The 26,463-nt window shown below is 40.0% G+C and carries 20 protein-coding genes; 6 read left to right on the forward strand and 14 right to left on the reverse strand.

Going from position 1 to position 26,463, the window contains the following annotated elements:
• Nucleotides 1-5: 5 nt before the first annotated feature.
• Complete coding sequence (locus J3L16_RS10180; RefSeq protein WP_207612869.1) at nucleotides 6-914, reverse strand: hypothetical protein; 909 nt, start codon at nucleotides 912-914, stop codon at nucleotides 6-8.
• A gap of 217 nt (nucleotides 915-1,131) precedes the next feature.
• On the opposite strand from J3L16_RS10180, the gene J3L16_RS10185 reads away from it, so the two are divergent.
• Nucleotides 1,132-2,472: a radical SAM protein gene (locus tag J3L16_RS10185; RefSeq protein ID WP_207612870.1), complete on the forward strand. Its 1,341-nt coding sequence runs from the start codon at nucleotides 1,132-1,134 to the stop codon at nucleotides 2,470-2,472.
• A 50-nt stretch (nucleotides 2,473-2,522) separates the two neighbouring features.
• The gene (locus J3L16_RS10190) at nucleotides 2,523-3,287 is read left to right on the forward strand and encodes a DUF547 domain-containing protein (RefSeq protein WP_207612871.1); all 765 of its coding nucleotides are present in this window, start codon (nucleotides 2,523-2,525) and stop codon (nucleotides 3,285-3,287) included.
• An 8-nt stretch (nucleotides 3,288-3,295) separates the two neighbouring features.
• Here the strand turns inward: J3L16_RS10190 and J3L16_RS10195 are convergent, their stop codons facing one another.
• The 4 genes from J3L16_RS10195 to J3L16_RS10210 all read right to left on the reverse strand — a co-directional run bounded on the left by J3L16_RS10195 (nucleotide 3,296) and on the right by J3L16_RS10210 (nucleotide 9,781).
• On the reverse strand, nucleotides 3,296-4,687 hold the full coding sequence (locus J3L16_RS10195; protein ID WP_207612872.1) for a DUF1501 domain-containing protein: 1,392 nt from the start codon (nucleotides 4,685-4,687) through the stop codon (nucleotides 3,296-3,298).
• A gap of 9 nt (nucleotides 4,688-4,696) precedes the next feature.
• Nucleotides 4,697-6,385, reverse strand: a complete 1,689-nt coding sequence (locus J3L16_RS10200) for a DUF1800 domain-containing protein (RefSeq protein WP_207612873.1) — start codon at nucleotides 6,383-6,385, stop codon at nucleotides 4,697-4,699.
• Between the two features lie 141 nt (nucleotides 6,386-6,526).
• Nucleotides 6,527-7,789, reverse strand: coding sequence for a DEAD/DEAH box helicase (locus J3L16_RS10205; RefSeq protein WP_207612874.1), 1,263 nt, complete (start codon nucleotides 7,787-7,789; stop codon nucleotides 6,527-6,529).
• A 117-nt stretch (nucleotides 7,790-7,906) separates the two neighbouring features.
• Nucleotides 7,907-9,781 carry a CocE/NonD family hydrolase gene (locus J3L16_RS10210; protein WP_207612875.1) on the reverse strand — a complete coding sequence of 625 codons (1,875 nt, stop codon included), beginning with the start codon at nucleotides 9,779-9,781 and terminating at the stop codon, nucleotides 7,907-7,909.
• Nucleotides 9,782-10,084: 303 nt separating this feature from the next.
• Between J3L16_RS10210 and yegQ the strand changes: the two genes are divergently transcribed.
• Both yegQ and J3L16_RS10220 read left to right on the forward strand, forming a co-directional pair.
• Nucleotides 10,085-11,473, forward strand: a complete 1,389-nt coding sequence (yegQ, locus tag J3L16_RS10215) for a tRNA 5-hydroxyuridine modification protein YegQ (RefSeq protein ID WP_207612876.1) — start codon at nucleotides 10,085-10,087, stop codon at nucleotides 11,471-11,473.
• An 8-nt stretch (nucleotides 11,474-11,481) separates the two neighbouring features.
• The gene (locus J3L16_RS10220) at nucleotides 11,482-11,733 is read left to right on the forward strand and encodes a YfhL family 4Fe-4S dicluster ferredoxin (RefSeq protein ID WP_207612877.1); all 252 of its coding nucleotides are present in this window, start codon (nucleotides 11,482-11,484) and stop codon (nucleotides 11,731-11,733) included.
• A gap of 36 nt (nucleotides 11,734-11,769) precedes the next feature.
• On the opposite strand, the gene J3L16_RS10225 is transcribed toward J3L16_RS10220, so the two are convergent.
• From J3L16_RS10225 to J3L16_RS10250, 6 genes are all read right to left on the reverse strand, one after another.
• A complete protein-coding gene (locus tag J3L16_RS10225; protein WP_207612878.1) occupies nucleotides 11,770-13,053 on the reverse strand; it encodes an ATP-binding protein in 1,284 nt (427 codons plus the stop codon).
• A 9-nt stretch (nucleotides 13,054-13,062) separates the two neighbouring features.
• A complete protein-coding gene (locus tag J3L16_RS10230; RefSeq protein ID WP_207612879.1) occupies nucleotides 13,063-14,409 on the reverse strand; it encodes a sigma-54 dependent transcriptional regulator in 1,347 nt (448 codons plus the stop codon).
• A 101-nt stretch (nucleotides 14,410-14,510) separates the two neighbouring features.
• Nucleotides 14,511-15,752 (reverse strand): FtsX-like permease family protein, encoded by a 1,242-nt coding sequence (locus J3L16_RS10235; protein ID WP_207612880.1) that lies wholly within the window; start codon nucleotides 15,750-15,752, stop codon nucleotides 14,511-14,513.
• Nucleotides 15,753-15,761: 9 nt separating this feature from the next.
• Nucleotides 15,762-17,051 carry an ABC transporter permease gene (locus tag J3L16_RS10240; protein WP_207612881.1) on the reverse strand — a complete coding sequence of 430 codons (1,290 nt, stop codon included), beginning with the start codon at nucleotides 17,049-17,051 and terminating at the stop codon, nucleotides 15,762-15,764.
• Nucleotides 17,052-17,060: 9 nt separating this feature from the next.
• A complete protein-coding gene (locus J3L16_RS10245) occupies nucleotides 17,061-17,774 on the reverse strand; it encodes an ABC transporter ATP-binding protein (RefSeq protein ID WP_207612882.1) in 714 nt (237 codons plus the stop codon).
• A 45-nt stretch (nucleotides 17,775-17,819) separates the two neighbouring features.
• A complete protein-coding gene (locus J3L16_RS10250) occupies nucleotides 17,820-19,091 on the reverse strand; it encodes an efflux RND transporter periplasmic adaptor subunit (protein ID WP_207612883.1) in 1,272 nt (423 codons plus the stop codon).
• A 393-nt stretch (nucleotides 19,092-19,484) separates the two neighbouring features.
• Here J3L16_RS10250 and J3L16_RS10255 point away from each other — a divergent pair, with 393 nt between their 5' ends.
• The gene (locus tag J3L16_RS10255; RefSeq protein ID WP_207612884.1) at nucleotides 19,485-19,949 is read left to right on the forward strand and encodes an EVE domain-containing protein; all 465 of its coding nucleotides are present in this window, start codon (nucleotides 19,485-19,487) and stop codon (nucleotides 19,947-19,949) included.
• 11 nt (nucleotides 19,950-19,960) lie between these two features.
• Here J3L16_RS10255 and J3L16_RS10260 read toward each other — a convergent pair whose 3' ends face one another.
• The 3 genes from J3L16_RS10260 to J3L16_RS10270 form a co-directional block, all read right to left on the reverse strand.
• Nucleotides 19,961-20,542: an ankyrin repeat domain-containing protein gene (locus tag J3L16_RS10260; protein WP_207612885.1), complete on the reverse strand. Its 582-nt coding sequence runs from the start codon at nucleotides 20,540-20,542 to the stop codon at nucleotides 19,961-19,963.
• Between the two features lie 69 nt (nucleotides 20,543-20,611).
• On the reverse strand, nucleotides 20,612-22,222 hold the full coding sequence (locus tag J3L16_RS10265) for a catalase (protein ID WP_207612886.1): 1,611 nt from the start codon (nucleotides 22,220-22,222) through the stop codon (nucleotides 20,612-20,614).
• Between the two features lie 486 nt (nucleotides 22,223-22,708).
• On the reverse strand, nucleotides 22,709-23,959 hold the full coding sequence (locus J3L16_RS10270; protein WP_207612887.1) for a serine hydrolase domain-containing protein: 1,251 nt from the start codon (nucleotides 23,957-23,959) through the stop codon (nucleotides 22,709-22,711).
• A 398-nt stretch (nucleotides 23,960-24,357) separates the two neighbouring features.
• Between J3L16_RS10270 and J3L16_RS10275 the strand changes: the two genes are divergently transcribed.
• On the forward strand, nucleotides 24,358-26,364 hold the full coding sequence (locus J3L16_RS10275) for a polysaccharide lyase 6 family protein (RefSeq protein WP_207612888.1): 2,007 nt from the start codon (nucleotides 24,358-24,360) through the stop codon (nucleotides 26,362-26,364).
• The last annotated feature ends 99 nt before the right edge of the window (nucleotides 26,365-26,463 follow it).

Below are 26,463 nucleotides of genomic sequence, written 5' to 3' on the forward strand. Positions count from 1 at the left end.
AGATATTAATGGATACTAGGGTGTCGAAAATGCAGCCTAGTATCACAACTCTTTGAGCGTATTGATTCGGTAAATTGGATATAGCCCACTTCCTCCCACGTCGCTTTACTTTTACCCTTGTTATGAGCTTTAGCTGCGTATATTTGGTACCTTAATTGGTTTCCTTCATAGTGTTTCAAATCAAGTTCATCGCGAAAATCTAATTTATCAACACGGGCTATTGTTGGGGCCGTTTTTACTTTTATCCACTGAGGTGAATGTATATCTTCAACCTTAGAGCCATTCTTATCGATTTTTGCTAAATGCGACACTGGACGAAATCGCGCATTGGCTTTTTCTTTACTGTAAAGAGCATCGGCATCTTTCAAATCAGATTCTAGTCTGTGAGCGGTGAGAAGCTGGCTAAACGGGGGTAAAGAACCCAGCTCAGGTTCATTATCCATTTCGAGGTCGAGTACTGCGTCTGTTTTTATTCCGCCTAAGGAATGCAACAAAAACAAATTTAGGGTTTGATCGTGTTGCGGTGATTGAGGCGAGCCAAACACCTTAATTGCCATTCCCATTGCTCGTTTGTCTTTTTGTGTAGTACCGCTTAAGGACACTGAAATTCTAGCCAAAATGGGCACACTGGTATTGGCGGCATAAAACCCAGAATACTCACTTTGTTCATTAATAACCCACTTTCCTGCGAAACAAATACCATTGGCTTGGAGTAATTTTTGCCCGGCGGGAAACTCAATTAAATCGTCGCCGCTTTCTAATGTTCTTTTCGCATCTGCGAAGAGAAGGTTGTGGCCGTCGCGGTCAAAGTGTTTTTTAGTTACCTTGTAGTGAGGTAGAGCGCTGTATTCATCGGAAAATACACTGTTTTTGATTGAATTGAAGTACTCAAGATTAGGTTCATCTACGCTCACTTGATTTGCATAAGCTACCGTAAAAAAAACATGTGAAAACAGAAATAGTGATACAAAGGTTATAAATAAAGAAGTGAGTATCGTTCTACAATAATGAGTAAGCATGAAAGCAATGACTGCGATAAAAGGTCTATTGCAATACATAAACATAGATTCAATACAAAGACGACATTTTTTCGAGAATGGTACTCAAATTAATAATTAACTAGGTAAGTCTATGGCGATTTCGTTAAAGCAATCAGCAAGCGACACTCCAATTTATACGCCCTCCATACGCCAGCAGCAGTTAGCGTTAACCCAAAAACGAATGGGGGAACACTTTACTCCCAATCAGTTGTTGGGACGTTCATTGACTGTGGGATGTGTTGCAGTAGAAATTACCCAAAAATGTAATTTAGATTGCACCTTGTGTTATTTATCTGAACATTCTCAGTCTGTAAGAGATATTCCATTAGTTGAAGTGTTTCGCCGCTTAGACGATGTACTTGCCCATTATGGCCCAGGGACCAGTGTGCAAATAACCGGTGGTGACCCCACGCTGCGAAAGCACAGTGAGTTAATCGAAATTGTTGAATATGCAACTCAGCTAGGATTAAACACAGCTTTGTTTACAAATGGCATTGCTGCCTCTAGAAAATTACTGGTTAACCTCGCCAAAGCCGGTTTGAAAGATATTGCCTTTCATGTGGACACCACACAAGAAAGAAAAGGCTATACCGACGAAGCCTCCTTGAATGAAATTCGAGAAGAATATATCGAACGGTGCAATGGCTTGGGGCTGATGATCATCTTTAATACTACTGTGCACAACGGCAACTTTAGTGAGTTACCACAGATGGTGCGTTTCTTTGTGGACAGAGCTGAAACAGTGAGCTTTGTATCGTTTCAATTACAAGCAGAAACAGGCCGAGGGGAGTGGGGTGCGAGAGATGATGTTATCGACCCGGTTACCGTAAAAGCGGGAATTGAAAAAGCCATTGCTAAGTCACTTCCTTGGGAAAAAGTGCGTATTGGCCACAATAATTGTCACAGCTATATGCCCACATTAGTGACAAACAAAGAAGTGTATTCTGTGGTAGATGATGAATCTTTTTTTGCTAAATTTATTCACGATTTCGATGACGTACAAATACTTCGTCAAGAAGGCTTAGCAAGTATTGTTGCCCGTTATACTTGGGCGTTACTGAAAAAGCCGGTGTGGATCCCACGACTTATCGGTGCGACCTTGACTAAGCTCAACGAAATGAAATCGGATTTATTTAGGGCTAGGGGAAAGGTTCACAAGCTGTCATTTTTCGTACAGAACTTTATGGATGCAAACGCATTAGAACAAGACAGAATAGATGCTTGTTCTTTTATGGTGATGACAGCTGACGGCCCTGTTTCCATGTGTGAGCATAATGCTCACCGCGATGATTACATTTTAAAACCTTTGGAGTACGTAAACAAAAAAGGTGAAACACAAATGTATCAGCCTCTTCGTGAAAAGAAGAGTCACGGGATCCCAGTAAAAGTTGTCGGCGCCGCACCCGCTGCTTGCGGGAGTTGTGCAGGTTAATGCGTTATCCAATTATTTTTAATATTTATACATTACATAGGAGCAGATAAATGCTATCTCGAGTTGTTCTACTTGTTGGAATTTTATTAAGTTTTCAAAGCCTTGGTCAAACACCACAAGCGCAAGAGGAAGCACAAAAAGAATGGGCGTACATTGTTGCAAATTACGTTGACGAAACCGGCAGCACAGACTTTGCTCGATTAGCTAAGTCTGATGATTTAGCGCGTTTGAAACAAGTTGTGGAGTTTATAAGTAAAACTAGCCCTAATACCCACCCTGAACTATTTAAAGCCCCTAATGCAACAATGGCTTATTACATTAATGCATACAATGCACTTGCTATGTACGGCGTTATTGATAGAGGCATTCCCGATGGCTTTACAAGTTTTATAAAGCGCGCGAAATTTTTTAAATTCCGCGATGTTGTTATTGGCGGTGAAGAAACGAATCTGTATGACTTTGAAAATGATGTAGTGCGTCCTTTAGGTGAGCCACGGGCACACTTTGCCTTAAATTGCATGGTTAAAGATTGTCCTCGTTTGCCTCAAGTCCCTTTTGTAGCTGAAACCTTAGATGAGCAATTAAAACAAGCCGCGTGGGAATTTTTTGCTAAGGAAAAACACTTCTACAGAGATGACAAAAACAATGCAGTTTATGTGTCAGAAATTCTCGACTTTTATACTGAAGACTTTGTTGAATCTGGCAAAACAAAAGATTTAGGTGAATATATAAATCGCTACGTAAACACGCCTATTCCAGATAGTTATAAAATTAAATTTATCGATTATGACTGGCGTATCAATGCGCAGAAATAACCTGTTTTTTAATTAAAAATAGATAGTGAGGCTGAGTTAAAGCGGTTTAAATTAGGTAATACCGCATTTAACTCAGAATCGCTAAGCCCAAACCATCTAGCTAAGCTGGCAATATATTCATCTACTGAAGTAGTAGGAATAATACGGCCATCGTCTAAATCGTCGTTTGAACCTAGTGCTAGTTCAGGTAAATTACCTACAATATTTCCACCATTTACAGCTCCTCCCATTACCAGTTGATGACCGCCCCAACCGTGATCAGTGCCATCACCATTACTGGTTAAGGTTCTACCAAATTCAGACATAGTAAATGTAGTAACTGCATCCGCCATATTTAACTGAGTTAAATTGGTTTGAAAGGCGCTCAGCGCTTCACTTAGCAGTTGCAGTTGTCTGGGGTGAGTATCGACTTGTCGATCATGGGTGTCCCATCCTCCTAGACCAACAAAGTAAACCTGTCTGCGCTGGGTAAAGCGCTGTTCAACACTGATTAGCCTTGCCACTGTTGCAAGCTGTGCGGCAAGTGGATTTGACTCAGGGTAGCCACTGGCATTTTGTGCTGATGAGGTTAACGCTTCGTCAATAAGCACGTTGTTGGTCATTGCTCGGCTCACTTTTTGTATATACCCTTGTTCTAATACATGAGAGCTAGTAGCTGATAATTGTTCCAGCACATTAAACCGCTGAGCATTAAAAGCCTGTGTGGGTGTTAATGCTTGAAACTGCTCTGTTCCCTCTGGCGTTAATGAAAACAAAGAAGTAGATAAGCCTGTTTGCATTAAATTATTGCCAAATAACGACAAATTGATTGGTAGCGCACTGGCTGATTCTGTCAGTAAATCGGCCATTCTTCCTGCCCAACCACTCACTGAAGGTGCATCGGGACGAGATGTTTGCCAATTGGCTTGTTGATCATTATGAGAAAACAATTGAGGTGGTGCTAATTGAATATTATTCACTAAGCTTTGTTTTGTAACTGGAGCAAGTAAAGGTCCTAGGTTTGCTACAAAGGACAAATCTCCCGAGTCGAAAAAAGGCATTAATGACGACATTGCGCTAGGTAGTCCAACGGGATATGTATTGCTGCTACGAGTATTTAACGGTAATAAAGACGCTTGTGAAAAGGCGAGATTTTGCCGCACATTTTGATAGATAGAGTAATCAGCATTGTCAGTAGGAACAAGCATGTTAAGGGAGTCATTACCGCCGAAAAGAAACACGCAAACCAGGGCTTTGTAATCGTCAAAACGAGTACTACTTTGAGCAAGGGCTGCATTCATCAAACCTAAGCTCCCACCCACCGCAGTTGCACTCGCAGTCGCACTCGCAGTTGCCACACCAACTGACGAGCGAAGTGTATTGCGAAGGAAGTCTCGGCGTGAAAAAGTCGTTGTTGTCATAACACCACCTTACTTCTGAATTGCATATTGGGGAGAGCTCATTATCAAAAAGAGCAAGTTTGTTATTCTGTCTACGGGGGCAAACGTTAGTGTTCGGGTATATTCGGCAAATAAAATATCGCGCATTTCGTCAGACATTTGCCCAGCCATTAATAAAATGTCCAAATGAGATATGAGTTCCTCTGGGTCATCTGCCAATGCGAGTTCAGTGGATAAATCAATTAATATGCGATCATCAGTTTGATTTTCGATTTGATTGTGTCCGGCAAAAATCGAGAATGACAAAAAATTACTGGTGCGAGCCAAAAAGGTATCTGTGGCAATTTGAAATTCAGGTGCCACGAGTCCTTGGTCTGAAATAATGCCTTGGGGAGTAAAGTCGGGAGAGAAAAAATTAAACACAGAAGGAGCGGCAAGAGGCGCTTGGTTGAAAAAGAACTCTGGAAATCCAAGAGAAAACACTCCATCGGGTGATTCCCCGTCAAATGCCCGCCATAAATGAGTTGCAACTAAAATGGGCTCTCTTAATTTACCAAAGGTGTTGGGCTGTAATTCAGCACCATTTCTCGCTTCCTCGTCCATCAGCAGGGCTTTAACAACTGCGGCTAAATTACCCCGTACGCCATTGCCATCGTCGTTAAAAACACGAGCAACTCTCTCTACATAGGCTGGTGTAGGGTTGCTTGTGACGAGTTTTTGGATCAGCTGTTTACTCATAAAGGGAGCGACATTTTGATGATTGAATAATGAATCTAGGGCAATAGCTAAATCTTGCTCTGCGGTTTGGCCTTGAGGCACAAAGGTGTTGTTGAGTAAGGTTTTTGCATTGGTATCATGAAATGCTTGAATGGGCTGCATTGGCGCACGAGAGTTGTAGTTTCTAGAGAATTGGGTAAATGTTTGTTCGTTCGCACCAGCGAAATTCCAACCGGTATACACTCGTGCATAGTTTTCAATGATATCTTGATTGTAGGTGGGAATAGCAAGGCCATTTTCATCTAAACGTAGGGTGCCGTCTAGGTTCAGTTCGACCAAACCAATGCTGAATAATTGCATGGATTCTCGAGCAAAATTTTCATCTGGCCTGATATTGAGGGTGTTATCAGGTGCTTGATTACCTAGCATACTCAAATACAAACCCATGATAGGGGATAGAGTGATGTCTTCTAGTAAGTCGCGATAATTGCCAAAAGCATGATTGACCAATATGTCGTAATAAAGGGCAATACCTAAGGTATCTTCATTAAATACACTGTTTTCACTGACAACCAAAATTTCGCTTAATGCGAAAGCAACGCGCTGGCGCAATTGGTCTTCGCCTTGTAATGCAATTTCCCACCAGGTTTCAATGCGCCGTTCTCTGGACACGGTTTGATTATCCGATACCCCTTCAATTAGCCTTGCATTGTTTACCCCTTGGGCATGGGATGAACTAGGTGCGTTAATTTGACTATCAATCCAACCTTCGATACCTAAAGCAACAACATTATCGATATCTGATGTACGAGGGCCAAAGCTTCCCTGATTCAGTAGTTGAGCTGCTTGGGCTCGAGTGGGAGGTTCAACCGCAATAGGGGGCGGAGCTGGAACAGGTTGAGGGTCTGCTATGGGTGCTGGTTCTTGATTTGATGAATCTCCACCGCCACAGCCGCTTAACAGCAGTAAGAAAACAAGTAGCGAAGGTGTAATTACTTTCATATCAAATCACTTCTAACTATCTCAGGTAAAGGTACATGCCTTATTAGATAGTAGCCAAAAACCATTACTATGCAGAATAATACGCCCAGTTGTGGGTATTTGCGATAAAATGACGTCAACACAGAATTGTAAGCCTAAAAATTAACGTCCTCGCCTTTTACGACCTCGACCCTTGGCTTTTTTCTTCGGATTAATGTCTGCTTCAAAATGTCCATAAAGATCGCCGTCATCTTCAACTTTCTTTTCAATGACTTTCTTGGGTGGCGCAAAGGCCGGTATGAAATGGCGTTTAAACTGACGGCCTGTACTTCGCTCAATTGCTCGAAGCTGTTTGGCTTCATCTTCGCTAAATAAGGTAATTGCGAGCCCTTCTGCAGACGCTCTACCTGTGCGACCAATTCGGTGCACATAATCTTCAGGTACGTAGGGAAGGTTGTAATTGATGACACAGGGTAGCTGATTTATATCTATGCCTCTTGCAGCAATATCGGTTGCGACAAGGACTTGAATTGTACCTTGTTTAAAGCCTTCTAGCGCCTTTGTTCTTGCATGTTGGGTTCTATTAGCATGAATAGATTCAGCGCTAATTCCGGCTTCGCCTAATGTGTCTCTCAATGCGTCGGCATCGCGTTTTGTTTTAATGAATATGAGTAATTGGTGCCATTTATGTTGTTCAATCAGGTAACGTAAGAGCTCGGTTTTTCGCTCCTTTTCTACCGGATGCAGCATTTGAGTAATGGTATTAATATTATTATTGGTGTTTTTTATTTCTAATGAAATAGGCTGCTTAAGCATGCCTTGTGCGAGGGACTTAATTTCTTTGGAAAAAGTAGCTGAAAATAATAATGTTTGTCTTTGCTTTGGCAATAGTGTTTGGATATGGCGAATATCATCAATAAAGCCCAGCTCTAACATTCGGTCAGCTTCGTCGAGCACAAAAAACGCAATATCATCGAAACTAAGACTGTGGTTGTTGTACAAATCAAGTAAACGCCCAGGCGTCGCAACCAGTATATCTAGCCCTTTTTGTAGCTCAATGAGCTGAGATTCAATGCGCACACCGCCAAATACAGCAAATGAACGCAAGTTTGTATACTTTGAATACGCTTCAACACTCGTGGCAACTTGCGCAGCAAGTTCACGAGTAGGGGCAATAATTAAAGCGCGTATAAGCCCTGAATCCGTTTTTTTTGCGTTATGTATTAAGTGTAATATTGGTAAAACAAAACTTGCCGTTTTACCCGTGCCGGTTTGTGCGACAGCCATGACATCTCGTTCACTTAATATAGCGGGCACGGCTTCTATTTGAATTTCTGACGGTGTGTCGTAACCTTTTTCTGCGACAGATTGTAAAAGTTCGTCACATAAGCCTAGTGCCGAGAACGTAGTGGTGGGGCCTGTCATTAAATATGATACCGAATTTACTTTTTAATAATTTTATCACCAAAGGACAGTACAGGGGCTTTTTTTCTATAAATAGCTAGCGAAGACCAAGTGGCCTTGCTAGCTAGTCTTCCTTGTTTATTTTTCTAACGTATTAAAGTGGATTGCGCTGGGATACTGTTTATTGTGGTAAATAGTATGGAAGGCTTTAACAAAGTCTTCTTCTTTCGCATCAAAAATGTTTTCTACATAGTTCTGTGGATTAATGTCGGTAAAGGGAAAGAGACTGCTTTGCACTTGTATTTGTAGCTTGTGACCGCGCTTAAATGTATGCAGAACATCATATAATTCAAACCCAACTTTGGTTGGTTTGTTGGCTTCAAAAGGTTTAGGGTCGCTCATACTTTCTCTAAATCGACCTCTGATCACACCCCAACGCACAAGCTCGTGGCGATTCCCCGTTTTTTGGTCAACCTTATTGTTATTCACATCTACACCAGGGAAAACATCAACCAGTTTAACCACAACGTCCGCTGCCGTTTTATTAGTAGAAAACCATAAATCTAAATCAATTTCACCGGCGATTGTTAAGTCATTTTCAAGTGGGGCCGTTTCAAACACTAATACATCTGGGCGTCGTGCAGCAAAACGCTGATCTTCAACCATGTAAGGGCGATCCCACCCTCGACTGATGTTTGCAGAATGTGGAACCGGATTATTGGGGTCGCTAATGTAGTCACTTTGTCCTGCGCTTGGTTTTTCATCGCTAAACTTCTGGTTTTTATTCAAATAAAGTGTTTTGTTTTTGGTGTTTTTAGGGGGCCAAACATCAAATTTTCGCCATCTATTTGCACCTGTTTCAAACATTGTTGCTGTAGCAATGTTTACATTATCTTCTTCTTTTAAATGCTGTTGAAAGAACGGAAGTAAAATGTTTTTTTGAAACCAAGCACTGGTGTCAAAACCAAACTCTGCTTCACCTAGGCTTTTGCCTCCTTTGGGGCTGTTCCATTGTCCGTGATACCAAGGCCCCATAACAAGTTGTATATGTTCGTTCTTGCTTTTGTCAGACATGGTTTGGTAGGTAGCAAGTGGGCCGTATAAATCTTCCGTATCGAACCAGCCTCCTACCACTAAGGTTGCAGGCTTGGTGTCATTAAGGTGCTGAAGTACATTTCTGGCTTGCCAATAGTCGTCATAGTTAGGGTGTTCTGTTAGTTCATTCCAAAACGGGCGTTCGCCGTGAAAATGATCTTTATTTACATTGGATAACGGACCAAGCTCTTTAAAAAACTGATAACCATCTGGAGTGACTGATTCCATTGCTTTGGGCCAATAGCCAAATTCACCGTCTCTTTGTTTGTCGAAGGTATCAAAAAAGATAAAAGCCATAGGTGTAACAAATGCACCATTGCGATGGAAATCATCAAAAAACCAATCGGCAATAGGCGCTTGAGGAGAAATCGCTTTCAACGCAGGATGGGCATTAATTGACGCAACAGAAGTGTAATATCCAGGGTAAGATGTGCCCCACATACCGACGTTTCCATTGTTGTTGTCGATGTTTTTCACTAGCCAATCTATGCTGTCGTAGGTGTCGGTGGAATCGTCTGTGGCTTTTTTGCCTCTTTTGTACGCGTCTTGAGGGCGCATGTTCACAAACTCACCTTCAGACATGAATTTGCCTCTAACATCTTGAAATACGAAGATGAACCCTTCTTTTTCAAAGGCTTCGCTTGGCCCTAAACGGGTTTTGTATTTGCTAACCCCATAAGGCGCTACTCTATATGGCGTGCGCTGGAACAAGATAGGGTGTGGGGTCGAGTCGTCGTTGGGAATGTACACAGATGTGAACAATTTCACGCCATCTCGCATCTCAATTTGATATTCGTATTTGGTGTAGTTATCTCGAATATATTCAGCTCGCTTTTCAGCAGCGTCGTCGGCAAAGGCTGGGGTAGCATGAGTCAATAATATAAAAAGGGGTATGACGAACAGAGGAAGTAGCCGCATGGTGTTCCTGTTGTTAGTTTGAGTTTAATAGTGGGTAATGTACCAAGCTTGAGGGTGACTCGATAGGCAGCTTAACTTTGAAATCAATTCGTTCACAGTATTGTGGGTGTTAGGTGAAGGAAAGAACAGATATTGTTTTAGTTAAAACTTCTACGACATAATTAATCTCATAACAATGATGTTATGTTGTTTTTTTGATCTAAATCAAACTGAACGCATTTTCAGTGAAAAACGACTTGCAGCGACTTGAGTTCGAAAAACTCATGGGTAAAATTCCCGCGTTTTTATTGGTCGGTTAGTATTATGTCTCAGAGAACAGAACTTTCGAAAAGCGCATTTACACCAGAGCTTTTGTCTCCTGCGGGGTCATTAACAAACATGCGTTATGCTTTTGCCTATGGTGCTGATGCAGTGTATGCCGGTCAACCACGCTACTCTCTTCGCGTACGCAATAATGAATTTGATTTAGAAAAACTTGGAATGGGTATTAATGAAGCTCATGAGTTAGGTAAAAAACTCTATGTAGTCAGTAATATTGCGCCCCACAATGCTAAATTAAAAACCTATTTGCAAGACTTGGCACCTGTGATTGATTGTAAACCCGATGCGCTGATTATGTCCGACCCTGGACTGATTATGATGGTACGAGAATCCTTTCCAGACCAGCAAATTCACCTTTCAGTACAAGCTAACGCTGTAAATTGGGCCACTGTGAAGTTTTGGCAACAGCAAGGTATTTCTAGAGTGATACTCTCTCGTGAACTATCACTTGATGAGATAGAAGAAATTCGTATGAAAGTACCAGACATTGAGCTGGAAGTATTTGTACATGGTGCGCTATGTATGGCTTATTCTGGACGCTGCCTGCTTTCTGGTTACATGAACAAACGAGATCCAAATCAAGGCGCATGTACCAATGCTTGTCGCTGGCAATACAATGCCCACAATGCCAAACAAGATGACGCAGGTCAGCTTATTGCCGACAGTAATTCTATTATGCCATCCGGCGTTCAAGTTCAAGCCCCAACAGACCAATTATTTTTACTTCAAGAACGGGATAGGCCCAATGAGTACATGCCTGCATTTGAAGACGAGCATGGCACTTACATTATGAACTCAAAAGATTTACGCGCCATCGAACATGTAGAGCGTTTGGTTAAAATGGGAGTACACTCTTTGAAAATCGAAGGCCGAACTAAATCACTTTATTACGTAGCGAGAACCGCTCAAATATACCGTGAAGCAATTGAGGATGCAGTTGAAGGTAAAGGGTTTAATAAAGAGTTACTAGGTAATTTAGATAACCTTGCTAACCGAGGTTATACAGATGGTTTCTTACAACGTCACCGTCATGTGGATTTACAAAATTACGATACAGGGAACTCTATAAGCCAGCAGCAACAGTTTGTTGGTGAAGTGGTTAATACGAATGAAAAACTTTTGACGGTGGAAGTAAAAAATCGCTTTAGTGTTGGTGACTCTATAGAGCTGATGACTGCTAAAGGGAACGTAACATTTTTATTAGAAAAACTTTATGATAAGCAGGGGCAAGCTATTGAGGTTGCTAAAGGTAGCGGTCATGTAGTCAAAATACCTTGTCCGCAAGGAGTAGATGCCACAATGGGAATTTTATTAAGAAATCTCAGCGCAGGGCAAACCACACGGCAACCACATTGTAAAGAAACGGCGTAACCAATCTAATGGCATTATTAATCAATAATCGATGCATTAACTGTGACATGTGTGAACCTGAATGCCCAAATGAAGCTATTACTATGGGGGCGAATATTTATGAAATTAACCCTGATAAGTGCACAGAGTGTGTTGGTCATTACGAGCAGCCTACCTGTGTTGCAGTATGTCCTATAGATTGCATAAAACTTGATCCAAACAGGTTAGAGTCAGAAGATCTGTTATACGAAAAGTTCGTTGAATTGCATTTTGAGATTTAATTTACCTTTCAAATAAATGAGAAAGCACAACGGGCTTTAAATAGGCTCAATTGGTAAAATGATCAACACACACAAACCACCTTGGTCGCGATTATTAAATAATAGCTTACCATTGTGGGCTTCGATTATTTCGCGGCATAAAGCTAATCCTAACCCTGTGCCCGAATGCTTGGTGGAATAAAAAGGCAGTAATGCATTTTGTATTACCTCGGCAGACATACCGTCGCCATTATCATTAATAGTGATTTCAATGGTGTGAGCTGTGTCTTCAAATTGCATTGAAATATCACCAGTGTCATCGGCCTCATGGGCGTTTTTTAATACATTAATAAATACTTGCTCTAGCTGTGCTAAATCAGCATATAACTGGGATGCAGGTAAAGGGTTGGTTAATGCAAATGGATATAAGGCCTGAAGTTGCTGTGTTAATAATTGCCAGTCAATAAGTTGTTTATTTGGTAGCTTTACTTTTGTTAAGGAAGCGTAGCCTTTTATGAAGTCGTTAAGGTGATTTACTCTGCCGCTGATTGTATTGAAAACTCTATTTAATCTAGGCTCGTCTAAATTCTTAGCCAGTAATTCACCGCTGTGACACATGGAGCTGATGGGTGCGATAGAATTATTAAGTTCGTGGCTAATAACGCTTATTACTTTTTTCCATGTCGCCACTTCTTGTTTTGATAACTCCTGAGTAATGCTTTTGAGCAAAAACAGTTGATGACGTGCTTGATGAATTGTCACACTAGAGCTGGTTACATGCCATGCTTGCTGCGAGCCTTGAGGATCCGTTAAGGTAAATATTGATTCCCCTTGGTTTTGTAACGCATGTTGAAACTCTGGTGCTAATGACGCAACCAAGTTTGTCCAACGTTTACCTACAATAGACTCGTTTAATTCAAACGCCTGTTGGGCACTGTTGTTGGTAAATACGATAGTGTCACGGTGATCTACTAATATTGTCACCATAGGAGAGGCGTTAAGCACTTTATCTAACATCATTTCACGCTGATAAAGGCGTTGTCGTTCTTCCCGCAGCTTTTCACTTGTCTGGTTAAAAGCACTCACTACGGAATCATAATTAGCGTCTTTTTGTAAACGTAAACTGATGGAAAAGTCGTTATCACGTAAACTTTGTAATCCGTGATCTAAACTTTGTAATAACTTTTTTTGTTGTCTGTATTGCTTATTTAACAAGTAGAATGTGATGTATAAAGATACAATCAGTAAAACAATTAATAGCCTTGGATGTGTATCAATAAAAAAGTAAACAGCTAACATTAAGGTTAAATGCAGCGAGCCTAAAAAAATAATCACTGGCATGTAATAGCCTTATTCTTGAGTTAATTGGTATTTTTCAATACGACGATACAGGGCTTGACGGCTTAGCCCAAGTTCAGTTGCAGCTCTAGCAATCACCCATTGGTGTTTATCTAAAACGGATTGTAAATTAGTTTTATCATCCAGTTGGCTGTTGTTTGATGTGTTAGTATTCAATATAAAATGCTCAGGTAATAATATATCGTTGCTACAAAGCACCATAGCGCGCTGACATTGATTTTCTAATTCTCTGACATTACCAGACCAAGGCTGTTGAATTAATAGCTGTTCGGTTTCTGTGGCTAAGGTATGGCTTCCAGATACAAAATGACGGGCAAGTGGGACAATGTCGTCTTTGCGCTCACATAAAGGGGGTAAATTTAATTCCACGACATTAAGTCGGTAATATAAATCTTCTCGGAATGTTCCGTTTTTAATTGCTTGGGGTAGGTCACTATTGGTAGCGCTGATCACGCGAACATTAACGCTAGTCGTCTCACTTGAGCCAACACGTTCAAATTGTCCAGTTTGTAGCACTCGTAGTAGTTTCATTTGTCCGGCAAGAGACAAGTTACCAATTTCATCTAAAAATAAAGTACCACCGTCAGCTGCTTCAAAACGTCCTACTCGTGCTGCGGTTGCACCTGTGTAAGCGCCTTTTTCTGCACCAAATAACTCCGCTTCCATTAGTTCATTGGCAAGTGCGCCCATGTTAACTTTGATAAAAGGTTTTGCACTTCTGGCTGAATGTTGATGAATATAATCAGCAATGCGCTCTTTTCCACTCCCATTTGGGCCTGTAATAAGTGCACTTATTTCACTGTCAGCAATTCTTTTAGCCATTGCCGTGAGCTGTTTCATTGGCGGACTTTCAACAATAAATGATGACGAGTTAACTTTCGAACTGGATGCGGATTTAGGTGCAGAACGTTCTAAATTAGTATTGGCCTTGGCCTTGTCACTAGCGGATGTTCCATTTTTTTCAGCAGCGCTGATAGATTCTGCGATAATATTTAATAGTTTTTCATCATTCCATGGTTTAGGTAAATAATCCGCAGCGCCTGATTTTACTAATTCAATTGCGGTTTCTAGCTGGCTCCATGCAGTGATCACAATAATAGGTGTATTTGGGACAACGTCTTTTAATTGATAAAAAAGAGACTTTCCTTCATCGCCAGAGGTGGTTCCTTGGCTAAAATTCATGTCTTGAATAATTAAGTCGAGGCGTTGATTTTGGGCGGCGAATACTGCAGCTTTTAACGTATTCGCTGTGATCACATCGTAGTTGTGTAAGCTGAGTAACAAGTCTAAAGCGTCTAAAATATCAGGATTGTCATCCACTACTAATATGCGCTTCATTTCTGTTATTCCTGTTTTTATTATCGTTACATTATTAATGTGTTATTTAACTAAAAAGTGACTATTGTTACTCAACAGCCACTTTTTAAATTTCTTATATATTACAATGTTCTAGTTGCAATAACGGGTGGTATTTTTGTTGTTTTATAAGCGGGTAACCAAGTGGCTAATGAACCTGCTATCAATACAACTAACACCGCCAATATATATAATATTATGTTTGGTTTATCGATATTAATCACTTGTGATAGCGCTATATTCAAACCTACCATGGTGGCGATACCAAGCAAGCTTGCCCCTAATGTCAACATCCAGTTTTCACTAAATACATAAAGCATAACATCTTTTTTACGTGCGCCAAGGGCACGACGAATGCCAATAAACTTACGTTGTTGGGTAACATGAAAATGGGCATGAGCGAAACTGCTTACTACGGTTACTAAAATCATTAATAAAGATAGCACCGCAAAAAGGTTAGCTAAACCAGTATCTTGGCTGTAAAACGTCTCTAGGTGTTCTGACATGCTTCTAATTGTAAGAATATCACGCTCTGGCTGAACTCCCAAAATGGTATCGCGTAACTTTTCTTTAACTTGTTCTATTTTCCCTAGCTCTACACGTATTAAATAGTTTTGTGGGAAGTCAGCTCGTGCAAACATAAAATTACCAAAGAATGCAAAGTGTTTTGCTGGCCCTGTTAATGTCGGGCCAACAACAAAATCTTTAGCAATTCCTACAACTCGCCCGTTGTTTGTTAATTCACCTATAGCTGATTTATTTGGGAAAACGGCTTTAGCGGTAGATTCTGTTAGAACGATATTTTGCTCTATATCATCTAGATTTTTATCGGGATTATAGTAATCGTCAGTTATGTCATCGGCATCTGTTAAACCTCGACCTTCTATAATTCTAACGCCAAGATTATCCAGTCCAATTTTGCTGCTATAAAACTGCGGAACATATTGTAATTCTCTTGGTAAAACGGCGTCGTCCGGAAAATCAGCTGCTTGCAAATTACCATTCCAGCCGCCTCTTTGAATTGGCAATTGGTTATAATGTGCAGCGCTTATTACGCCATCTAATTCAGAAATTTTTGCAATGTCTTGTTGAATAATAGATCGCGCATAGTTGTTGTCTCTAAATGCGCCCGATGTTGGGATTAAACTCACTGAAATTAGCTGATCTACATCAAACATGAAAGGTTTGTTTAACTTTTCGATGGCTGAATTGGTTAAAATCACGGTATTAACCATTAAACCTATTGTTAAGCTGAGTTGTAATAATAATAAGCCAGTGGCGAATTTACGTAATCGCAATGATTTAAATAACGCTTTAATACTCATAATGCTGCCTTATTTTAACGTGGTTGAAAGTGGTGTTTTACAAGAGCGAATTAGCGGGTAAAACATACTTATGAATGAGGTAACAAGCGCAATACCAATACCTATCAATATTAGTGTTGTGTCTATGTCGCTGGTTCTTTGAATACTTGGAAAGAGTTCAATGGAGATTTGTAAAAATAACCAACCAAATAATAATGAAAATACAGCACAACACATTCCAACCAATAAACTTTCGACTAAACCTTGGTAAAACACATCTTTAATTCTGGCGCCAACAGCACGTCTTAAACCGGTTTCAAAACGAGCACTATGATAACGAGCTAATAGCAAGCTACTGGCATTAAAAATACACACGATTAAGAATAGAGAAGTGGCTAAGCCAAATGCCAACATGCGTTCATCCACTACCGATTGATATGTTAACCATTGATTTACATCTAATAACCGATTGTTGTTAGCACGTAAGTATTCACCTTGTTCTTTACGGTGTTGTGAGTAATTATCAAGATATTGTTGCATCTCTTGTTTTTGTTCAGGTGTGTCCAACTGAACGTATGCTTGAATAAAAAATCCATTTTTCCCTCGATTATCAGATACCGTAGCAATATGTTCAGTGGCTGAGCTTCTTACGTCCACAGACCATTCATGATCCATTGCTGTTTCTATAGGTGCAAAAATATCATCTGCAGAAGAAAATGCTTGTTCATAAGCTGCGTTATAAAAATTGGGCTTTAATTTCCAAGGTTTTAATACGCCCACAATTTCAAAAGGTGTGCCATCAATCTCAAGTATTTTTCCAACACTATTTTCACCCGCAAAAACCTGTTGATTAAGTTGGTTACTGATAACGAGCTGTTTGGCACGATCTTGTTGCCAGCTACCGCCAAATTCGAACGGTGCATCAGTTAAAGGAAAAAAGCCCTGAGTTGTCGCTCGTACTTTTGCTTTATGGCGAGCAAGGCTTGTTGATTCAGAATCTCTTACATAAACCTGAGATTGATAATGCACCATGGTATGCGTTGCGATGTCATTTTTTAAGAGGTGCATCGCATCGTCATAACGCATAATTTCCAATAGCTCTGCATCTGGATTATCATTTGGCCAAATGTTTAGTGAGACATTAAATATTTTGTTACTTTTATGTGGAATAGGGTCCGCTGACATAGATTTAATAATGGCGATATTAGCCAAAAATACACCAACGCCCACCGCTAAAGTTGAGATCATTAATGTAAAAAATAATTTGTTGCGAATTAAATTTCGCACACTTAATTTTAAATAGTAGTTAAACATTTCCATGATAACTCCTTAACTTTTAACAACAATAGAGGCGTTTTCATGGGCTGGTGCATAAACGCTATGGTCGGTAATTTGTCCATCAATAACTTGAATGTTACGGCCTACGGCACGTGCTTGATCCGGGTCGTGCGTTACCATAATAATGGTGCTACCAGCTTCGTTTAATGTGTGTAGTAGCTCCATAACTTGGCGCGCCATTAATGAGTCAAGGTTACCTGTTGGTTCGTCGGCTAGTAATATTTTAGGTTCACCCGCGAGTGCTCTTGCAATGGCAACACGTTGTTGCTGACCACCAGATAATTGACTAGGAAGGTAGTTAACACGGCTCGCTAGCCCAACTTGCTCTAAAGCATCATTAATAAGGTGTTTTCTTTTTGCAGCACTAAAGCCACGGTAGCGTAATGGCATATCAATATTGTCAAAAAGATTAAAGTCGGGAATGAGATTATAGTTTTGAAAAATAAAGCCAATTTTCTCATTACGTAAGCGCGATAAATTATCGTCGTTTAACCCTTGGATATTTACACCGTCAAGTTCGTAGCTACCTTGGTCAAAGCCATCTAATAAGCCTGCTATATTTAAAAATGTTGACTTACCTGATCCAGAAGGCCCGGTTACAGCCACAAACTCACCTTCTTTTACCTCTAAATTAAAGTCGCGTAATGCATGAGTTTGGATAGTATCGCTACGATAAATTCGGCTAATGTTTTTCATGTTAAGCATATCTATAGTCCTAAATTAATTTGTGTTTTATATTCAAAGATACTTTTATTCGTGTAGAGATATTTGTGTGTGTGTTTGAAACGCTTCTGAAGATGAAATTATGATTTCGTCACCAGCTTTTAACCCTGATGTAATTTCAACAAAATCAACGCTTTGAGAACCAATTGATATTGGAGCTTTTTGAGCACTGTTGTCGGTAACAATATAAGCGGCTTTACCAGCATGGCTACTTAAAAAACCACCGCGTTTAACCATTAGTACATTGTCTTTTTTCTCAAATTCGATACGAGCATTAAGACGTTGGTTTTGGCGTAACTGGATATCAGCAACATTATCAACAGATACCCTTACCGCGACTTGGCTGTCTTTAATTTCTGGTGAAATTGAAATAACCTTTCCTATCAGTGGTTTGCCTGCAATTTTAATTTGCACATCTAAGCCAAGGCCTAAATCATCAGCGTAAAATTCAGGAACATTTAACTCTGCTTCATATTGGCTTAAATCAACAATGGTCATAATAGGTTGCGTATTTGCAACGCGTTCTTTCTTTTGAACCAACCAATTACCAACAACACCATCTACAGGCGCTTTAATGTCTAGAAGTTCAACTCGACGCTGTAATTCATCAACAATAAGTTGCTGACTTTTAACAAAAAACTGTCTTGTTTGACTTTCAAATGCTAAACGCTTTTTAGATAAATCAACGCGTTTTTGGGCATGTTTAAGCAGTAACTCGCTTTCCGTTTTTGTATCTTGTTTGGTAACCAGCTCTAATTCACTTATTACTTTTTTGTCAAAAGATAATTCAGCACGAGTTAATTCTCTAACACTTGCGTTATAAGTTATTTTCGCGCTATCAAGGCTGCGCTCTAAATCGAGTAATGCTTCATTATCACTTAGTTCACCGCGGCTAGATTCTATTTTTAAACGCTCTAAGGTTGCTCTTGCTTGTTTTACTGTTGACTGTAACTCTGGACTTAAAATAGAAGCGACAATCGTCCCTTTTTTTACTACATCACCGGGCTTAGCGAATAAACTTACTTGCCCAGCTTCAGAGCTATAAAGTGTCGGAGCATTTGCCGCTACTAATTTTCCACTTACTGCAACATCTCTGATTAAGGTTCCTTTAAATACTTTTGCTCGGCTAATTGTGTTTGCTTCAATGCTTGGTACACCACCCATCCATTGATTCAGAGTTGGTAAGCCTAGCCATGTTATGGCAATAACAACTAATGAGCCGATTGTGATTTTTTTCCACGGTTTGTTGTTAACGCTTTTACTGATAACTTCATCTTGTCCGCTAGTATTATTGATCATGGTTTTTTCAAATTTCTTAAACAATATACTTAAGATAAAGCGAGAGTTGTGCCAAATTTGTAACTAATTGTTTTATATTCATAATTTTTGTTTTTGGATTTTAAAAGTGTCCGTTCGGACAGGTGGAAGTGTCCGTACAGTGTCCGTTTTTACTGAGTGGACAGTGAATAAAAAAGGAAAGGGAAATTTGTGTTGTAATGTCGGTTTTCGTTCAATAGATAAGGTGTGAATTTTACTAAAATGCAATCCACATATTGATGAGTGCAAGCGAAGGCGCTTATTCTGGTTTGTTGGTGTCGGATGATTTAAGATTAAACTGGCAGCTAATTCGCTAAGGAAGCAGTTTAACGCGAAGTCTGTACTGTTTTAAAAATAGAATGAAAAGAGCGTGTTATGAAATATTGGTTATTCAAAACAGAGCCCGATGCATTTGGTATTGATGATTTGGCAAATATGCCTAATCAAACCGAGCATTGGGATGGGATCCGCAATTACCAAGCAAGAAACTTTTTGCGAGATGATATTGCCGTGGGAGATTTAGTATTTCTTTACCACTCTAGTTGTAAACAAGTGGGTATTGTTGGGTTAGCTGAAGTGACTAGAGCAGGGTATCCAGATCACACTCAATTTGACCCAGAGGCAAAATATTATGATCCCAAATCTTCAACAGATAAGCCTCGCTGGTACATGGTTGATATTCGTTTGAAAGAGAAGTTTCCTCAATTACTGTCGTTACAAGCAGTTAAAGCGATGGAAGAAATAACGGACATTGGTTTAGTTAAAAAGGGCCACAGGTTATCTATTATGCCAGTGGCCGAACATGAATTTGAAATCTTGCTACAGCGTTGTAAAGGGTAAATCTCTTTCAATTATTGAGGCCCTTCAACATAGGGAGTCAACTTTTCCGCTAACTCGTAATTGCCTTGGCTCAGGGCGATATCAACGAGGTTGTTACCCGAAGCGTCTTTTGTACCTAAATTCGCACCTGCTTGGCTTAATTCATTAAGGGTCTCGGTTCTATTAAATAAAGTGGCAAACATTGCGGCAGTTTGTCCATTTTCATTTTTCTGATCTACGTCACAATCGGCTTGAATAAGCGCTTTTATCGCACCAAAATTGCCTTTAAATATTGCACCCATCAATGCTGTGTTACCTGAATTATCCTTTTGGCAAGGGTTCGCATCAGTTTGCTTTAATAAGTAATTTACGGCCTCAGTTTCTCCGTGGTATGCGGCTAGTATCAAAGCGCTATAGCCCTTTTTGTCGGTGACATCGGGGCTTAATCCTGCATCGTAAAAGGCACTAAGTGTTGGGATGTCACCTTGTCGAGCTGCGTCAAAATACAAGGTTTGTAGCGCATCTTCATTGGTTTGTGCATGGCCTGTAAAAGTGGCGCTAACTAGTATAAATAGGGCAAGGATTTTTAATGATTTGGTTACTAAGGCTTTCATACTTGTTCCTTTTTAAAAAGCTAATGACACGGAGGTTTGTGTCATTAGCGATAAGGTTAAATGAATGGATTAGAAATCTTGTCTGTACGCGATACGGTTATAACCATCTGCTACTTTCTTTGCGTGTTTCTCTCTTTGTGCTTGCGCATCAAGTAGCTGCTTGGCGACGATTTTTACTTTACGCAATGGAGCATTAGCTTCTTTCGCTACCGCTTTTCCATAATTAACATCTGCGTTATACATGTAAGCGCTGATGATGACTCTGATTTCCTCTTCTGGCACACCTGCCAAGGCTGAACCTAAGTTTTCAATAAGGTGTTGCTGCTCAACTTTACTGAACGAGCGGAATTTCTCTCCTGCTTGGGCAAAATTGCGTTGCTTGTAGAAAGGCGCTTGTTGCGTAGTACCAGCCAGTGGGGTTTGTGCATATTTAAATTGATTGTCATCATTTAAATCCAAACGGCGGCTAGGCTGATAATTCACATCGCGCTTGCTGTTTGTAGTACGCAATTGACCGTGTTGCTCGTGGTTGTTAATGCTTGCATTACGAGGCGCATTGATTGGAATGCGGTATGCATTTGTACCAATTCTGTAGCGCTGAGTGTCAGCATATGAAAACAAACGACCTTGCAACATTCTGTCTTCAGACGGCTCTATTCCCGGTATTAAATTACTTGGTGCAAAAGCCGACTGTTCCGTTTCTTCAAAGAAGTTATCAGGTACGCGATTAAGCGTTAATTTACCTATCTTTCTTGCCGGAATTAACGACTCAGGCCAGATTTTTGTAGTATCTAGTGGATTAAACTCAAAATCATCAAGTTGCTCTGGCTCCATAGTTTGTAGATATAAATCCCAAGTTGCCGATTCGCCATTTTTGCCAATGCGAGTGTAGATATCCGTTGTCATTGGCTGGAAGTCTATGCCTTGCATTTCTTGTGCTTCTTGAGCGGTAAAGTTCTTCACACCTTGGTTGGTTTTCCAAGTTAGCTTAAAGTACTTTACTTGTCCTTTTTCGTTGACGAATTTAAAAGCGTGAACACTAGAACCATCCATATTTAGATAACTTTTTGGGGTTCCCATATCTGAAAATAAATGAGTCAACATGTGAGTCGCTTCAGGAATGTGGGAGAAAAAATCGAATACACGGGACGCATCTTGAGCATTGGTAACCGGAGATGGCTTTAAACTATGAACCATATCGGGAAACTTAATTGCATCTCGTATAAAGAAGATTGGGAAGTTGTTTCCAACTAAATCCCAGTTACCTTGTTCGGTGTAAAATTTCACTGCGAAGCCACGAGGGTCACGCAGTGTTTCTGGTGATTGGTGACCGTGAATAACGGCTGAGAAGCGCACGAAAACATCGGTTTTTTTGTTTTCACCTTGAAACGGTGCGGCAACCGTGATGTCGGAAAGATCTACGTAATTCTCATAGTAACCGTGCACACCTGTACCTCTTGCATGCACAACGCGCTCTGGAACACGTTCACGGTCGAATGCTGCAAGCTTTTCAATTAGGTGACTGTCTTGAAGTAATACTGGGCCCCATGGGCCGGCCGTTTGAGAATTTTGGTTGTCGCCTACGGGCGCGCCATTTTGACGAGTAAGTGTATCTGCACTTGCTGTACTTGCTAAGCCGAAAAGGGTGGCTGCAATAATTAGTGAATTCTTTAATTTCATTTTTACTCTCCAGTAAACGTTTTGCCTAATACGCGAGTCGTATTTTTTAGAGGCCTTGGTTTTGGCTAAGTGCAGTATGGAGAATTAGAGTTGATCAATAAAACTGTTAAATTAGATTGATTTAATCTTATTTTTGGATTGGATGGTTTTTTTGTTTAATTTCGTGTCGATTAGTTACTGAGACTACTCGATACGAATTATTCATTTGATGCACTAGCCGTCAGTAGTGATGACCTTGATAAGTTCACTGAGGGCGCTACTGCTTTGTTAGTGAGGTACTTGGCATGTTCCTGCTGCGTCATGCCTGCCGCCATTGAACTTAAGCATGAGTTCTCCCACGTTTGTTTTCTGATTTTTCGTTACGCAAAGTTTCACTGTGGTGGTGATCAAAGGCAATATGTACATCTTTTACATAAGGTAAATTGGTTGAAATATCGTGTCAGTAACTTCAATGACACCATCTTGCATGTCTTTAGGGTGGAAAAATTAATATGCCATTCCGAACGCTTCATAAACATGCTTTCGAATGCCTTTATGTAGTTTTTCATCAAACGGGAGTTTTTGGGTAAAAAAGACAACCGTTATGTCGTTGGTTGGGTCTACCCAAAATAACGTACTGGCAAGGCCATCCCAGAAGAACTCTCCCACAACGCCAAAGTTTTCGTTGCTGTCTTTTGGAGGGGCAATGCGAACGGCAAAGTTGAGCCCAAACCCTACATTCCCTTTACTCGGTAACCAACTTTTTTCTGTTAACCCTTGTGGTAAATGATTTTTAGTCATTAAGTCTAAGGTTTCAGGTTTAACAATACGCACACCGTCTAATTCACCTTTGTTTTGCAACATTAAAGCAAAGCGCATGTAATCATCAATAGTGCTAATTAGCCCGTGGCCTCCATTGATTTGTACTGGTGGGGAAGAGTATAAGCCATAAACCAACTCGTCAGGTTCGCGAATGAAGGTACCATCATCATTTTTAATATAGATAGCACTAACCTTGTGTTTTTGTTCACCAGGTACGAAATAGCCTGTGTTGTTCATTTTTAACGGCGAGAGTACCTTTTGGGTAACCAGTGTTTGATAGTCTATGCCTGAAAGCACCTCTGCTAATCGTGCTTGAATATCTACTGACGCACCGTAAAGCCACTGCGTTCCCGGTTGGAAATGAAGTGGCAGTGATGCTATTTCTTCGCTCATTTGTTTAAGGGGTTTTTCCGGTAAAAATGGGGCTAGTTTTTCCATTTGCTTAGCGGGGTAGTTGCCTTCCCAATCATAACCAATACCTGAAGTGTGACGCATTAAGTCCAGAATAGTTATGGGGCGCTCGATTGGCCTAAGTATAGGTTTATCATTGCTATCTAATGTTTCAAAAACACGCAGGTTACTAAATTCAGGTAAGTAGCGAGATACCGGATCATCTAATTTGAATAAGCCCTCTTCATAAAGCGTCATTAACGTAATGCCGGTGACGGGTTTAGTCATTGAATAGATATTAACCAGTGTGTCTCGGCTCCATTCTCGCTTTGTTTCGCGGTCGCTTACACCAAGTTCACGATAAAACACTTCTTTGTTGTTTTGAAAAACCAGCACGGATAAACCCAGAGTTTTGTTTTCTGAGATTACCTGTTGAAGGTAACTGTTTAATTTTTCTTCCTTAAAGTGGGCCGGTTCAGCACGAGCTACCAATGTAAATAGAAGAAAAATAGCGGAGCCGTAAATAAATTGAAAATTATATTTCATTGTATAACCCAACTACTAAAAGGTTGCTAAGTAAATTTCAAGTAAGTCAACCTAAAGTAACATCGATAGTGGTGTAAAGGTATTGTCATATTCTATACATCCAAATATTCCGTAATCCTCATTTTCAAGATACTGCAGTTTTTACCTGTTTTATATCTCTCTAGACGCCTTGTTCTTTGCGGAGTGGAGTTGTCTATAACTAGCAATTTAAGCTTTGGTTAGTTTTGTATTGTTATTATTCGGCACCCTAATTGCTTAAATAGATCCTTATATTAAATTTTAATTAACTTATTGGATTAGGGTTTTTCTGTGTTATAACGTAACAGTTGGTTGTTTTATCGCCTTTTTTAACTCCCAACATTTTTCTTTCAAAAGGTAATTGTTAAGGAAGTTTATAAATGAAACTTTGGAAAAATCACGGCTTACATTTTTTAAGCGCTACAATACTGTCTATTTTAGCGGGTTCCATATCTGCTCAAACAGCTGGAAGTTCCTCAGCACAATTTTTGTCAAAAACTAATATCGGAGACAATGATAGTGTTCCTACAGTCAGTTGTACTGATGTTGTTAATACTATTTCTGCGTTAGAACGTGCCGCGGATACTGACTTAACAGCAGGTACTACACTATGCTTAGCTGATGGAACATACACGGGTTTAAATATTGATTTTGGTGGTGTTGGCAGTGCTGATAATCCCATAACCGTAGCGGCTCAAAATCCGGGAAAAGTGGTTATTGACGGAACGATTGAAGTCAACATGAGCGGTGAGTATGTTGTATTACAAGGGTTTATTTTCAGAGAGGGTAATGTTGATGAAAGATTAATACAAACCCGTTCTGAGAGTCGGGACATTTGTCAGCATTGCAGAGTAACCGAAAACACTATTTTAGATATGAATGGCTTAACTTCGGATACACGTTGGATACAGGTTTATGGTACAGATAACCGTATAGATCACAACCGATTCTCTGGTAAAACGGCGCAAGGGCCATTACTAGTAATAGAGCGGGTCGTTACCGACGAACCAGATCGAACTCTTATTGATCACAATTATTTTGGTGATAGACCACCTGCTCAAGGTAGGGCTTATGCGTTAAGCAGCGACAATGAATATGAAGCAATGAGGTTAGGTGATAGTCGTTCTCATACATCTGATTCTTTCGCAATTGTTGAGCATAATTATTTTGAACATTTTGATGGAGAAGCTGAAGTTATTTCAGTTAAAGCTGGGAATGTTACGGTTAGGCATAACACGTTAAGGGATAACAGAGGGTCACTTGTTACACGTCATGGTGAAAATACGACTATTGATAATAATTTTATTTTTGGCGACGGAAACCCTTTTGCTGGTGGAATTAGAATAGTTGATGCTAATCATTCGGTTACAAACAACTATATTTCTGGTGCACGGAATCCTTCTTCAAGTTTCTATGGCGGCATATTAATACACAATTCTGATCTATCAACAACAAATGGATATCAGTTTCTTGAAAATGTATTGATTGCAAATAATACCGTTGTAGATAGCGTTAACAGTATTAACTTATCTGGTGGTAGAGAAGAAGAAGATGCTCGAAATGTATATCTAGTTAACAATATTGTAGACAATGCGGTAGACGCTGCAATAAGAAACCCAGAAACAATTTTAGAAGATTCAGTTATATCGGGGAACATTGTTTTTGGAGCAAGACTTACTGATAGCAGCTCTATAACTAACATTGAAGGCTTTACGTTTTCTGATCCCGAATTAGTAGAAGATAGCCTAGGTGTTTTTAGGCCGAGTCTAGATAATTCAAGTTTGATTGCTAACCTTGGGGTTGATACAGGAAATTTTGAGTTACCTTCACTGGACATGGATGGGCAAACACGGACTCAGCGTACTTTTATTGGTGCTGATGAGGTCCTTACTGAAGTACCATCAGTTACAAATCGAAGGGGTGTTCTTGATGCAAGTTTAGTTGGCCCTATAAGTTATGAAGCGCCTGTTAGTGAATTTAAAGTGCCACGGATTGAGCTAACTAACCCTGAATTTAGTTCAGGTGATTTAACCGGGTGGGAGAGTTCATCAGCGACAATAGTAACCAATGCAAGTGATGTTTTTTCTTTGGACAATTCAGTTCGACTTGATGGCACGAGTGCTTTTCTAGCTCAGAATATCGACCTATCAACGAATACCAATTATACCTTTTCTTTTTTTGCTAAAGGAGCAGGGAAAATACAAGTAACAGTTGATGATGAAGTCATTGAAAGTGAATTTGATAACTCTCGATACCGTTTTGTTTCTGTAAGTTTTAATACTGGAAATACTACATCGGTTTCACTGGAAGCTATTGCAATTAATGATAATGGAAGTGCTGAAGCTTTTGTAGATAGTGCAAGATTAGTCTCTCATGAATCAATTTAAGCTGAACGAATCAAATTAAATTACGAGGTGACGATTTAAAAAACGTTATGGCGTTATTGCCATAACGTTTTCTTTTTTCATTACTCAATTATATTCAAG

The sequence above is a fragment of the Alteromonas sp. 5E99-2 genome (assembly GCF_017368475.1).
Classification (GTDB): domain Bacteria; phylum Pseudomonadota; class Gammaproteobacteria; order Enterobacterales; family Alteromonadaceae; genus Alteromonas_F.

Excerpts from the sequence above, each read along its gene's own strand:
- J3L16_RS10265 (WP_207612886.1), bottom strand. The coding sequence starts at position 22,222 with ATGAAATTAAAGAATTCACTAATTATTGCAGCCACCCTTTTCGGCTTA.
- J3L16_RS10230 (WP_207612879.1), bottom strand. The coding sequence starts at position 14,409 with ATGAAGCGCATATTAGTAGTGGATGACAATCCTGATATTTTAGACGCT.
- J3L16_RS10245 (WP_207612882.1), bottom strand. The coding sequence starts at position 17,774 with ATGCTTAACATGAAAAACATTAGCCGAATTTATCGTAGCGATACTATC.
- J3L16_RS10260 (WP_207612885.1), bottom strand. The coding sequence starts at position 20,542 with ATGAAAGCCTTAGTAACCAAATCATTAAAAATCCTTGCCCTATTTATA.
- J3L16_RS10235 (WP_207612880.1), bottom strand. The coding sequence starts at position 15,752 with ATGAGTATTAAAGCGTTATTTAAATCATTGCGATTACGTAAATTCGCC.
- J3L16_RS10185 (WP_207612870.1), top strand. The coding sequence starts at position 1,132 with ATGGCGATTTCGTTAAAGCAATCAGCAAGCGACACTCCAATTTATACG.
- J3L16_RS10200 (WP_207612873.1), bottom strand. The coding sequence starts at position 6,385 with ATGAAAGTAATTACACCTTCGCTACTTGTTTTCTTACTGCTGTTAAGC.
- J3L16_RS10270 (WP_207612887.1), bottom strand. The coding sequence starts at position 23,959 with ATGAAATATAATTTTCAATTTATTTACGGCTCCGCTATTTTTCTTCTA.
- J3L16_RS10220 (WP_207612877.1), top strand. The coding sequence starts at position 11,482 with ATGGCATTATTAATCAATAATCGATGCATTAACTGTGACATGTGTGAA.
- J3L16_RS10225 (WP_207612878.1), bottom strand. The coding sequence starts at position 13,053 with ATGCCAGTGATTATTTTTTTAGGCTCGCTGCATTTAACCTTAATGTTA.
- J3L16_RS10190 (WP_207612871.1), top strand. The coding sequence starts at position 2,523 with ATGCTATCTCGAGTTGTTCTACTTGTTGGAATTTTATTAAGTTTTCAA.
- J3L16_RS10250 (WP_207612883.1), bottom strand. The coding sequence starts at position 19,091 with ATGATCAATAATACTAGCGGACAAGATGAAGTTATCAGTAAAAGCGTT.
- J3L16_RS10195 (WP_207612872.1), bottom strand. The coding sequence starts at position 4,687 with ATGACAACAACGACTTTTTCACGCCGAGACTTCCTTCGCAATACACTT.
- yegQ (WP_207612876.1), top strand. The coding sequence starts at position 10,085 with ATGTCTCAGAGAACAGAACTTTCGAAAAGCGCATTTACACCAGAGCTT.
- J3L16_RS10240 (WP_207612881.1), bottom strand. The coding sequence starts at position 17,051 with ATGGAAATGTTTAACTACTATTTAAAATTAAGTGTGCGAAATTTAATT.
- J3L16_RS10205 (WP_207612874.1), bottom strand. The coding sequence starts at position 7,789 with ATGACAGGCCCCACCACTACGTTCTCGGCACTAGGCTTATGTGACGAA.
- J3L16_RS10255 (WP_207612884.1), top strand. The coding sequence starts at position 19,485 with ATGAAATATTGGTTATTCAAAACAGAGCCCGATGCATTTGGTATTGAT.
- J3L16_RS10275 (WP_207612888.1), top strand. The coding sequence starts at position 24,358 with ATGAAACTTTGGAAAAATCACGGCTTACATTTTTTAAGCGCTACAATA.
- J3L16_RS10210 (WP_207612875.1), bottom strand. The coding sequence starts at position 9,781 with ATGCGGCTACTTCCTCTGTTCGTCATACCCCTTTTTATATTATTGACT.